Here is an 11,498-nt window from a genome sequence, read left to right on the forward strand (position 1 = left end):
GGCGGGATTGAGATTAATGCGGGTGATGTTGAAATACTCAACGGCGCTCAACTAACAGCCAATACCCTTGGGACAGGAAATGCAGGCCCCATCAAAATTACTGCTCGTGAAAACGTTATCTTTGATGGGGAATCTAGCAAAGGTTTTTTGAGTTCTGCATTCAGCCAAGTCCAACCAGGAGTGACAGGCAACTCCGGAGGAATTGTAATTGATGCAGGCAACGTTGCAATTACCAATGGTGGGCTTCTAGATGCCAGTACACAAGGAATAGGCGACGCTGGTAGGATTCAAATCAATGCTCGTGGGAAAGTAGTTTTTGATGGAGAATCAAGCAAAGGAATCGGCAGTTTGGCAAACAGTCAAGTAGCTGCTGGAGCTGAGGGGAAAGCAGGAGGTATTGGTATTAATGCAGCTAACCTTGAGGTGAGTACTGGCGCTCAACTGAATACTACGACGTTAGGTAAGGGAAACTCAGGCCCGATTCAAATAACCACTAATAACGGTGTATTCTTTGATGGAAAATCTCGAAATGGCTTACGCAGCTCTGCTGCAACTAGTGAAGTGGGATCTGGAGCAAAAGGTAACTCACAAGGAATTCAAATCTCTACTCCTAGCTTTAGAATAACCAATAGCGCTTTTCTCAGTGCTAATACTAACGGTAATGGGGATGCTGGTAATATCGATGTCACGGCTAACACTATTGACCTCTCCAGTAATGGACAAATCCGCACTAACACTTCAGCTAGTTCCAAAAAAGCAGGTGATATCAAACTGAATGCGGCAAATAGCCTTACTCTCTCTGACTTAGGAACCGCAGTTTTAGCTCAGACTGAAAACACTTCTAACAGTGCTGGCGGTAATATCTTCGTGCTTGGCTCCCCCAAAAATGTGCTGATTCAAAATGGTGCCGAACTTTCTGTGAATAGTAAGGGAACCGGAACCGGAGGCGATATATCTGTGCAAGCCAACTCTTTGACGTTAGACGGGGGAACTATCTCAGCCGAAACCGCTAAAGAAACAGGCGGTAGTATCACCTTGCAAATAGCAGATTTATTGCAGCTGCAACGCGACAGTAAAATTACTACCAACGCAGGCACCCAAAGCCAACCAGGAGCAACTGGCACTGGCGGGGACATTTTTATTAATACTCAATTTCTGGTTGCATCACCCTCAAAACCAAAGGGTAGTGATATAACCGCCAATGCAACTTATGGTAATGGCGGTCGTGTTGATATCACAGCTACTGGTATCTTTGGTATTGAATTGAGCGATCGCCCTAGAGATTTGTTCAATGACATCACCGCTAGTTCAGAATTTGGTGGCAATCCGGGAGTGGTGAACATCAATGAACCGATCGATCCCAGCCAGAATTTAGTAGAATTACCTGCAAATGTTGTCGATCCCAATGACCAAATTGCTCAAAATCCCTGTAGCAGAGGTGTTGGTAGTGAATTCACTATTACCGGACGTGGTGGTTTACCTCCTAGTCCCAATGAAGACTTGAGTCGGGGCGCTACTCAGGTTGGTTTAGTTGAACCAGTCGCAAGCGATAGGAATACCAAACCAGTACAGCAAACTTCTTCTGGGGATAATTTCAAATCCCAAATTTCCAGCCAAGTTGTGCCAGCTCAAGGATGGGTGTTCAACGATAAAGGAGAAATCGTTCTTACCGCCTACAATCCTACCGTTATTGGAAATAATCGCTTACCTAAAAATTTGGGTAGTTGTCCTGGATGGTGAGGAAAATAAGGAGAATAACTTTTAAACGCAGAAGGATGTAAAGGTTTAACGAAAGCATAGCTTGACAAGAGCAATAAAGTATGGGTAAGAAACAGCACGTATGGCGATGTCTACGACGGGCTACGCCTACGCTCAGAGCATTTTTCTCACCAAGTAACCGTAGAACAATAAAAAGTAATTTTCCAATCCCCAGTACCCAGTCCCCAGTACCCAGTCCTCAGTTCCTAATTCTGGTAGCTTTGTTATTTTTCTTGTCTTTGGGTGGAGTGCTGCTAAATAATCATGTTTGGGCATCAACTGCGATCGCTCAATCTCAGCAGGCTCTCGATTTGGTCAAACAAGGCAAATCGCTTTACGAAAATAGGCAATTTGAGTCAGCCTTGAGCGTTTGGGAACGAGCTGCTGCGGCTTTTGCAACGCGAGAAGATAAACTCAACCAAGCAATGGCGTTGAGCAATCTTTCTTTGACTGCCCAACAACTCGGCAGGTGGGAGCAAGCCAAAGGAGCGATCGCCGCTAGCTTAAATATTCTCCAAACACAAGCAAAGACACCAGAGCAATCGCAAATCCTCAGTTCTACTTTAGACATTCAAGGACAGCTGCAACTAGCAGTGGGAGAATCAGAAGCAGCTCTTGCAACTTGGCAACAAGCAGCCCAAATCTATCAAACTCTCGGCAATCAAAACGGCGTAATTCAAAACCAGATTAACCAAGCCCAAGCGATGCAAGATTTAGGTCTTTACCCAAGGGCTTGCAAGACTTTATTAAAAGTTTTAGAGCTGGATTATCAAAACTGCCAGATCGCCAAGGAAGAATTGCCAGCTTTGAAAGAACGTATCAACAAAGGAAATCCTTCTTTAAATATCTTGGCTTTACGCAGTCTCGGTAATGTTTTACGAGTTATTAGTCAACTCGAACAATCGCAAACGGTTTTATTAACAGCTGGACAATTAGCTCAACAATCAGGTGACTCCGCAAATTTGGCTGCTACTTACCTGAGTTTAGGCAACACAGCGCGAGCCTTTGGTAACAAAAAGATGCAGTTGCAAAAAAACAGCAAACAGCCGTCTACACAGTCTATAGAATGCATTCCAGGAGCTAGTACAGACAATGCTATGCAATTTTATCAACAGGCGGCTAGTTGCTATCGCCAAGCGGAATCATCTATTTCAGCAGACATCAAAAGCCAAGCACAATTAAATCGATTTAGCCTCTTGGTACAAACTCAACAATGGTCTGAAGTCCCAACCCTATTGTCTGAGATTACATTCAACCTCAATAACTTACCTGCTAGCCATCCAACCGTCTATGCTCGTATCAAATTTGCTCAGAGTTTGATGTGTCTGCGATCGCAACTAAGTGAAACATTAAATGCTGTATCCCCGATTCTGCAACTATGTAACGTCATCAAGAATAAATCTACAAGCGCTGGTGCTAAGACTCTTGAATCCTCAAAAACTCCTGCGTGGCTGGAAATTAGCCAAATTTTACAAACAGCCCTCAACCAAGCTCAACAATTAAAAGATAGGCAAGCCGAAGCTGATGCTCGTGGTTATCTAGGAGGAGTTTACCAGCAAACGGGAAAATTGGCAGAGGCACGACAATTAACTCAACAAGCTTTGCAGCAGAAATCTGCTTTTAATGATTCTAGTTTTACATATCTGTGGCAATGGCAACTAGGACGAATTTACCAAACTCAGCGAGAGCAAAAAAGCGCACTGCAAGCCTACACCTTAGCCTATGAAACTCTTCAGTCCTTACGTCAAGACTTGGTAGGGATTAACCCAGAAATTCAATTTACTTTTCGTGACACTGTAGAACCAGTTTACCGAGAGTTAGTCAATTTGCTTTTACAACCTGGTTCTCAACAGACACCAACAGAGATTAGTCAGGAGAATCTTAAGCAAGCCCGTGATGTCATAGAAGCACTCCAACTAGCAGAACTGACTAATTTCTTTCGGGAAGCTTGTGTAACCAGCCAACCCCAACCAATCGACCAATTAGATCCCACTGCTGCGGTTATCTATTCGATTATTTTGCCAGATCGACTCGCTCTGATTTTGTCTCGACCTCAGAAACCCTTAAAATACTACGCAACCCCTCTAATAGCTTCTCAGCCTAGGGAAGTTGATCGCGTCTTTGACGAGCTGTTCTTGGGCTTAAATCGTTATGTCTCTGACTCTACTGGAATTGGGGCACGACAAACTCTTTATGATTGGTTAATTCGTCCAGTTGAGGCAGAACTGCAAAAAGATAAGATTAAAACTTTGGTATTTGTACTAGATGGAGTGCTGCGCGGAGTGCCGATGTCAGCACTTTATGACCAAAAGCAGCAGCAGTATCTGATTGAAAAATATAACCTAGCTTTGAGTCCAGGTTTGCAGCTGTTGTATTCGCGATCGCTTTCGCCAAATAAATTGCAAACTTTAGCTGGAGGTTTGGCTGAGGCAAGACTTGGATTTTCCCCACTACCAGCGGTGAAACAGGAAGTTCAAGAAATTGCTGAGGTAGTTCCCACAGAAGTTCTCTTAAATCAAGACTTTACCCGCAGGCGGCTCAAAAATCAAATCAACAATGTACCTTTTTCCATCGTTCACTTAGCAACTCACGGTCAGTTTTCTTCTCAGGCTGAAAACACCTTTTTACTGACTTGGGATGGTCGAATCAATGTTAAAGAATTAGACCAATTATTGCAAACAGGCGATCGCCCTGGTCGCAGTCCTTTGGAATTGTTGATTTTGAGTGCTTGTCAAACCGCAGTCGGCGATCAGCGTGCGGTTCTAGGACTTGCAGGGGTAGCGGTACGTTCCGGGGCACGTAGTACATTAGCAACGCTTTGGTCAGTACAAGATGAATCTACAGCCGAACTCATGAACAAGTTGTATTCAGAATTAAACAAACCTGGAGTAACCAAAGCTGAGGCACTTCGCCAAGCTCAACTGTCTTTGTTGCGATCGCCAAAATATCGCCATCCTTACTACTGGGCACCATTTGTCTTAGTAGGTAATTGGTTGTAAATGGGGTGTTCAAGTTTTAACTAGCCTCTATATCCCAACGACATCACCATCGAGCAGCAAGGAGGATTTTACTTATATTGAATCATCAATGCAAAGAAGATATGTTTCCTCATTAGAAGATGTTTTGAAAGTAAAAAAAGGTTCGCGTAACGATACTTTGTCAGTAGAAACAGTAGAAACAAATGCGACAGCGTTAAACGAGCTATGACTAAATCTTACCCAAGCGACTTAACATTAGAACAGTGGGAATTATTATTGACCTTGCTTCCGCCTGAAAATAAAAACTGCCGTCCACGTACTGTTGACCTTCAGGTGGAATTCCTGAACGAAGGGATTCTATAAGTCGTCGTGCATCTGCACTCATAAACTATTCCTCCCGGAGGCGATCCATCACATCACCGTATATTGTTTCTGCTGTTCTAATTTCTCCTTCTAAATGGTCATCAAAATAAGTAACAAGTGCGGTTACTAGAATGCGCCAAAAGCATACACCACTCAGTGCAGGGTGAATATCAAATAACTCTTCAACAAAACTTTCAACCTTTTCTAAGGAAGGTAATTGTAGTCCTGCCTCTGGATATGCACTAGCATAAATGTTGCAAATCTTTCTCGCAGCAATTTGATAATCTGCTAATCCAGTCTCAACTTCATCCAGATTCCAAATAGTGTTTAATGCTCGTGGTTTACGCGGTTCCGGCTTGCCGATTAATTGACAAAATATAAAGGGTAAGAAGAATAAATACGAATTATTGGATTACAAACTCGCTAAAATATTTAACTTTGTTAGCCAATTTTCATCATGGTTTAGATTTACCACAGTGTAACCACTGTTATACCTAAGATTATCCCTTTCGATCTTGTCTTGCTTGCGCTTATCGGGGCTATCATGAACTGAACCGTCACAAAAAACAGCGATCGCCTTCTCCTCATAAACAAAATCTGGCTTACAGTTCGCTTCTGGAATAAATTGCTGTGCAGCATCGGGTAATTTGTAGCCCCGTTAATAAATCTCTTGCAAAACCACACGCTCAAAATCAAAGTTAGGGTCTGTTTGCTCTAGCAATTTTTGATATTGCTGATCGCGAGAAAGCCCTTTGACTTGAGTAATAACGCTACTCTCCAGTAAGAGGTCAAGCCAAGGTTTGATTAAATGACGATTTATCAGTGCATGGTCCCAAACCCGATGAAGATATGCCTTTTCGGATGGCTGATTATCGTTTGAGAGTGTATCGCCGTTTTCCCAATAAACGAATGCACCAAGTGGTAATTTACTTAGCCAAAACCGAATCGGAGAAGGTGTATCAAACTACTTTTACTACTGAAAAAGTAAGTTCGAGGAGTTTAATCCAGCAAATCAGTCAGTTCAAGAAAGACTGAAAACTCTGAAGACTGATGATATTCAGCGCTCCTTATCCTATGGATTGCGGCTTGATTCTCAAATTTCGCTTCCGCTGTTCCCGACAACCACAATTGGTTCCTTTCCCCAAACCTCTGAAGTTCGCCAACTCCGAATGCGTTACAAACGGGGTGAATTGAGTCAGTCAGAATATGAAGCTGCAATTGATGTTCAAATTGCCGATAGCATTAAACTACAAGAGGAATTAGGATTAGATGTTTTAGTTCATGGTGAATTTGAACGCACCGATATGGTGGAATTTTTTGGACAGCAGTTATCAGGCTTCGCTTTCACTGAAAATGGTTGGGTGCAAAGCTACGGTAGCCGTTATGTTCGTCCACCAATTATTTATGGTGATGTGGTTAGGACTGCGCCAATGACGGTACGTGAGTTTAAAGTCGCACAATCTTTGACGGAAAAACCTGTAAAAAGGATGTTGACGGCTCCTGTAACTATCTTAAATTGGTCTTATCCCCGGACGGATATTTCTAGATCAGCAATTGACTACAAACTATCCAAGCGATTTTTAGAACTCGATCCGGCAGGTTACTTTATCATCTACTTAGATCGGGGAGCAGGCTTAATTTGTGCGAAACATTTTACCAATGAAATTAATGAGCAAGGATTGGCTATCGATCCAGAAACCGGAAAGCCTATCCCTGCAACGGTCAAATTTTCTGGTGTCGGGTTATCGACATACTTTTGGTATAGTCTGGCGATGAATTCACATCGTTGTTTGAGAATGCGATCGCTACGCTAAAAATCATAGACGTGTGTACGGCGATCGCTCGGAATCACCGTTTCAATGATGTATTGATAAGACTGATTGTGCATTGCTTCTTGGGAAATTTGCTCTGTCATGCACAATACAATTTCTGGTGCAGTCACGCTGTTTTTAATATGAGGCACATTACAGGTTTGCACCGAATCAAGAAAAGTCAGATAACTGAGAATACCATCAAATACACGTCGTTCTCCAGGTGTGAGATTGACGTAATCTGTTACGTCCTGAGTAATATCAATCTTTTCGGGAACCCAAAAGTTCTCTCGCATTTGACGGTAGAGAGACACAGCCCACGAGTAGCGAACATCATTGAGTTGGATTATATTTGTAGTTTCCCCAAACCATATTAAACGGTTTGATGTATTATCACTCCCGTTCGGATTGAAAACGGGATTAATCGGCATTAATGATTGGCTTGGTTGGTACATTTCAATTCTGTTTTGATTAGTTTTCACTTCTTTATTGGGCAATGGGCAATGCCCATCGCCTATGCTTGATAACTGATACTTCTCTGCGAGACGCTTTGCGTAGCTTGCTTCCCCGTAGGGGTACGACTTCGCTCAGGACAAGTAACTGTTTACTGTTGACTGGTATTGAGTTTGCACAAGCAACACATTGCTCGTTCGATTCTTTGAAACTGTCTTTTTGGATAGTGCGAATGTAGTAGATTGCTTTACAACCCAATTCCCAAGCCAGCATTAGGGTTTCAAAAATATCGACAGCCACAAGAGTGCGCTCAGGTTCATCGGGGAAATAGACTCCAGCGTTCAGGTTAAATAACAATTCCATCGAAATTCCTGTATCAATCCATTGTTGGTAGGAAAACGTGGTTTTAATATCGAAGTTTACGAACATCGGGGAGATATGCGAAGCGAACGCGTTGAGCAAGGTCGTTCAATCAATATGACCCTATCGACAAGAGGTTTACATGCTTTAGAGAATGTAGGATTGGGCTTAGTCGATGCGATCTTACAAAAAAGTGTCCCTGTGAAGGGGCGAATGATTCATGCTTTTAATGGCGAGCTTATGTTTCAACTATATGGAAAAAATGACGACGAGATTCTTTACTCGTTTAAGCGTCATGACCTAAATATCGAACTAATGAACTTGGCACAGACTTTTTCTAATGTGAAACTGTTCTTCAATAAGCGGTGCGTAAGGGTAGAAAAAAATAGTGGAACAGTTCACATCCTAGACCAACAAACCAATCAAATGTTTTGTGTAAATTCAGATTTTATTATCGGTGCTGATGGAGCCTTTTCTACTATTCGACAGCAGATGCAGCGCGGCGAGCGAGCCGATTATTATCAAGAGTTTCTTGACTGTGGTTATAAAGAGTTGACGATTCCTAGCAGCTCAAATAGTTCATTAATGTTGGAGAACAAAGCACTACATATTTGGCCGCGTGGAAAATGCTTGCTCTTAGCATGGCCAAACCTTGATAGTTCATTGACATGCACCCTAATTCTTCCTTTTGAGGGCGATCCTAGCTTTGCGTCTCTAAAGACTGAGAGTGATGTGCTTACTTTTTTTAAAGCTAACTTTGACGATGTCATAACGTTAATACCTACACTTGTTGATGAATTCCTACGCAGTCGTACTGCTGAATTTACTACGATAAATACTTCCCGATGGTACTACAATGACCGTATCGTACTTTTAGGTGATGCCTGCCATGCTGTTTACCCATTCTATGGCCAAGGTATGAACGCAGCATTTGAGGATTGCTTAGTACTAAATGATTGTATTGGTAAATATTTAAAAAATTGGGAGTTAGCATTTATGGAGTATCAAAAGCTTCGCAAGCCCAATACAGATATTCTGGCTCAACTATCAAAGCAGAATTTTGTCGAACTTCGGGATAAGGCAAAATCACCACTATTTATCGCGCAAAAAGAAGCTAATATTTTACTGAATCGGCTTTTGCCAAAGTTATGGTTTCCACTGTATACTCTAATAGTGCATACAACAATGCCTTATAGCGATGCCCTAAAACGCTACAAGTTACAAAATAGTGTTGCAAAGCTCTTGGGAATTGATGTGCTAATAATAATAATTGCAGCACTGATAATTATTAAGGGATTTATTAAAGCATCAGTTCCAACCATAACTAAAAATTATAAAAAGCTTTTACTCTCAGATATTCATTGAGACGATTTCAATTGCGTATCTAATTTCATTTTTATTCATTTGTAGTAATAAAAAAAGTAATAACTAATCATGCTTAATTTTGAGAAGGTGAAGAGCTAAGCGGGTAATCAACCCTCAAAATCAACTATCTTTATGAAAAACTAGACAATGTTCGAGTTCACTAACTGTACGTGAGTTCGACGGGTTGAAAAAGGTACAAAAAAGCTGAGACTGTAATTACATGATAAAAGGGTGTCTCAGCGATTGAATCTATTGTATCTCGGTTGGATGTGACACAGATTTTTTGCGATGTTGATGACTTCTGCTCCTTATGGAAAGGTTTGTGGCAGGAAGTAAGCTAATCGGCACTTAAGTTGCATAATAAAAATGGAAAAGCATTGAAAAGCAACTATGCCGCCACCAGCCAAAAACTTTTTAACGCCAGAAAGCGTAGGCGTAGCCCGCCGCAGGCATCGCGCGATTCTTTTCTAATAACAAATACAAAACCGATTTTTTTCTAATAGTATAGCTTGTATTGATGCCCTCATAAGGCTTCTAGCGAGCATCCTTCCAGAAAGTGACAGAAGAGGGATAATTCATGACAAATCAAGAATTTCATACGTTTATAGGCAATTAACTAATATATCAGTATATCTCTTAGCAGTTACAATGCAATGACTAAAATCGGTACACAACAGTGGTTTTAGAAATAGAATTACAGCTAAATAAAAATTTTATTAACAAAAAATTAAACTTTAATCAAAATGCTCACGTTGGATCTGTCGTACTCTGTACTTGAGTTTTTCCAATCTTCTTGATGACCTGTATACTACCGTGAATAAGCTATGTTCAGCTTTATTTTGCAAGGAATTATCCTAGGCTTTTCTGCTGCAATTGCCCCGGGTGGATTTCAGATTTACCTTTTTACTGAGTCACTGGCTCGTGGCTGGCGATCTGGCTTGCGAGTTGCCGTAGCTCCCCTACTCAGTGATGCTCCTATCATCTTGCTAGTGACGCTTTTGCTGCACCATTTACCTAATACTCTGCTAGGTCTCATAAATTTATTAGGATCTGCTCTTTTACTTTACCTAGCTCGGACGCTGTTAAGCCAAACAAAGTCCGGCTTGGTGCTTTTGTTTAATGATGATTCGCACAAGAGATTGAACTGGAGCTTATGGCATGGTGTATTGATAAACGTTAGCAGCCCAGGTCTATACATTTTTTGGGGTACTGTTGGTGGACCGTTAATTGTAGAGGCTTGGAAGAAATCTGCTGTGGAGGCTACTGTATTTTTAGTTAGTTTTTATGGAGTCTTTATACTATTACATGTTGGGCTTGTATTTTTAGCACATCAGATGCGGAGACTACCATTAGATCTGCTGAGTAAGTTGTGGTTAGTGAATGCTGGTTTATTGAGTGTGTTAGCGTTAGTGTTAGCTACCAAAGGTTTGTATATGTTATTGCGCTGACGGTGTTGGTGGTGTTCTGCGTAAACATAGCTGGATATCCTGAGGCGGTGGAAGTGAAGCAAAATTCTAAAGGGGGCTTTACGAAAAAATTTTTGTGCGACTTGTGTATCGCGCTTGGCACTCAACATAAAATCGATAGTATTACTAGATGAATCCACAGCTCGATATAAATATTTTCATTCACCCTTTACCTTCACGTATGTCTCATCTACGCGCCAAGAATCATTGCTTTGATTCAAGTATGGTCTGCATCGCTTCTCAATTTCTGGTGCATAAGCTTGTACCCGACGATACAAAAAGAGTGTGGTCTATCAATAGTCCCCGCTCTCCCATCATTTCTTCCAGCCGATACGAAAGTGGATATCGCATTGCTCCCCCGCACACATAGCAATATGATCTCAGATTGGAAATGACGCCGAATAAATCGGTTCTTTTTGGTTCATTAATGGGCTAAATTTGATACAAAACTATTGGCATAACTACATTTCTACCAGACCAGCCCTAGTTTTTGCAACACAACCCTGTAAACCTGATTTTAGCCGATTTTTTCATACTTACTAAGTTAATTCAGTCTACGAATACCTGATTTTTTCCGATTGCGCTATTGAGAATTTAGTAAGAATCTAAATTAAGTAGACCGAATTTTTCATGTGTTTGTTACTTATAAGTGGATAGTTTAGGATGAAAACTCGTAATGCTTTTACCACGTTAACGATTTGTATATTGTCAGCACTTACTATTCCGATCTTAGTAAATCTGCCCAAAGCCAAAGCTGAATCCGTAAAGGATTGTCGTCAATTTGTGACAGGCACATACCTGACGACACTCTTTGCTAACTTCGGTTCATTTCGTGGGATTACAACGTTCACTCAAGACGGAAACTTTGTTGCCACTGCCTCAATCCAAAGGGGAGCGATGCGATTTTGTGAGATGCCTTACTTCGTTTGGGCAGGGGGCAGGGG

At 41.6% G+C, this 11,498-nt stretch carries 8 protein-coding genes and 3 pseudogenes; 7 read left to right on the forward strand and 4 right to left on the reverse strand.

Annotated elements, in window-relative coordinates; translation table 11 throughout:
• Together ACFE90_RS13420 and ACFE90_RS13425 are read left to right on the forward strand one after the other, a co-directional pair.
• Positions 1-1,740 (forward strand): annotated as a pseudogene (locus ACFE90_RS13420) (hypothetical protein); the annotation flags it as partial.
• An 80-nt stretch (positions 1,741-1,820) separates the two neighbouring features.
• Positions 1,821-4,757, forward strand: coding sequence for a CHAT domain-containing protein (locus ACFE90_RS13425; protein WP_375501225.1), 2,937 nt, complete (start codon positions 1,821-1,823; stop codon positions 4,755-4,757).
• Positions 4,758-4,965: 208 nt separating this feature from the next.
• Here the strand turns inward: ACFE90_RS13425 and ACFE90_RS13430 are convergent, their stop codons facing one another.
• A complete protein-coding gene (locus ACFE90_RS13430) occupies positions 4,966-5,121 on the reverse strand; it encodes a hypothetical protein (protein WP_375501227.1) in 156 nt (51 codons plus the stop codon).
• A gap of 800 nt (positions 5,122-5,921) precedes the next feature.
• Here ACFE90_RS13430 and ACFE90_RS13435 point away from each other — a divergent pair.
• The gene (locus ACFE90_RS13435) at positions 5,922-6,134 is read left to right on the forward strand and encodes a hypothetical protein (RefSeq protein WP_375501229.1); all 213 of its coding nucleotides are present in this window, start codon (positions 5,922-5,924) and stop codon (positions 6,132-6,134) included.
• Between the two features lie 44 nt (positions 6,135-6,178).
• Positions 6,179-6,826 (forward strand): annotated as a pseudogene (locus ACFE90_RS13440) (DUF4346 domain-containing protein); the annotation flags it as partial.
• Positions 6,827-6,909: 83 nt separating this feature from the next.
• Here ACFE90_RS13440 and ACFE90_RS13445 read toward each other — a convergent pair.
• A complete protein-coding gene (locus ACFE90_RS13445) occupies positions 6,910-7,365 on the reverse strand; it encodes a ribonucleotide-diphosphate reductase subunit beta (protein ID WP_375501231.1) in 456 nt (151 codons plus the stop codon).
• Between the two features lie 31 nt (positions 7,366-7,396).
• Complete coding sequence (locus tag ACFE90_RS13450; protein ID WP_375501233.1) at positions 7,397-7,792, reverse strand: hypothetical protein; 396 nt, start codon at positions 7,790-7,792, stop codon at positions 7,397-7,399.
• 9 nt (positions 7,793-7,801) lie between these two features.
• Between ACFE90_RS13450 and ACFE90_RS13455 the strand changes: the two genes are divergently transcribed.
• Positions 7,802-9,088, forward strand: a complete 1,287-nt coding sequence (locus ACFE90_RS13455; protein ID WP_375501235.1) for an FAD-dependent oxidoreductase — start codon at positions 7,802-7,804, stop codon at positions 9,086-9,088.
• Between the two features lie 824 nt (positions 9,089-9,912).
• Positions 9,913-10,536, forward strand: a complete 624-nt coding sequence (locus ACFE90_RS13460) for a LysE family transporter (protein WP_375501237.1) — start codon at positions 9,913-9,915, stop codon at positions 10,534-10,536.
• Here the strand turns inward: ACFE90_RS13460 and ACFE90_RS13465 are convergent.
• Positions 10,419-10,700: pseudogene (locus ACFE90_RS13465) on the reverse strand (DDE-type integrase/transposase/recombinase); the annotation flags it as partial. The gene ACFE90_RS13460 and the pseudogene ACFE90_RS13465 sit on opposite strands and share 118 nt — an antisense overlap.
• 517 nt (positions 10,701-11,217) lie before the next feature.
• On the opposite strand from ACFE90_RS13465, the gene ACFE90_RS13470 reads away from it, so the two are divergent.
• On the forward strand, positions 11,218-11,498 hold a 281-nt coding region (locus tag ACFE90_RS13470; protein WP_375501239.1), incomplete at its 3' end, for a hypothetical protein.

Source organism: uncultured Nostoc sp. (assembly GCF_964245445.1).
Lineage (GTDB): Bacteria > Cyanobacteriota > Cyanobacteriia > Cyanobacteriales > Nostocaceae > Nostoc.

What these genes read in the sequence shown, in the direction of transcription:
- ACFE90_RS13430 (WP_375501227.1), bottom strand. Translation starts at nt 5,121, where the DNA reads ATGAGTGCAGATGCACGACGACTTATAGAATCCCTTCGTTCAGGAATT.
- ACFE90_RS13455 (WP_375501235.1), top strand. Translation starts at nt 7,802, where the DNA reads ATGCGAAGCGAACGCGTTGAGCAAGGTCGTTCAATCAATATGACCCTA.
- ACFE90_RS13450 (WP_375501233.1), bottom strand. Translation starts at nt 7,792, where the DNA reads ATGTTCGTAAACTTCGATATTAAAACCACGTTTTCCTACCAACAATGG.
- ACFE90_RS13425 (WP_375501225.1), top strand. Translation starts at nt 1,821, where the DNA reads ATGGGTAAGAAACAGCACGTATGGCGATGTCTACGACGGGCTACGCCT.
- ACFE90_RS13445 (WP_375501231.1), bottom strand. Translation starts at nt 7,365, where the DNA reads ATGTACCAACCAAGCCAATCATTAATGCCGATTAATCCCGTTTTCAAT.
- ACFE90_RS13460 (WP_375501237.1), top strand. Translation starts at nt 9,913, where the DNA reads ATGTTCAGCTTTATTTTGCAAGGAATTATCCTAGGCTTTTCTGCTGCA.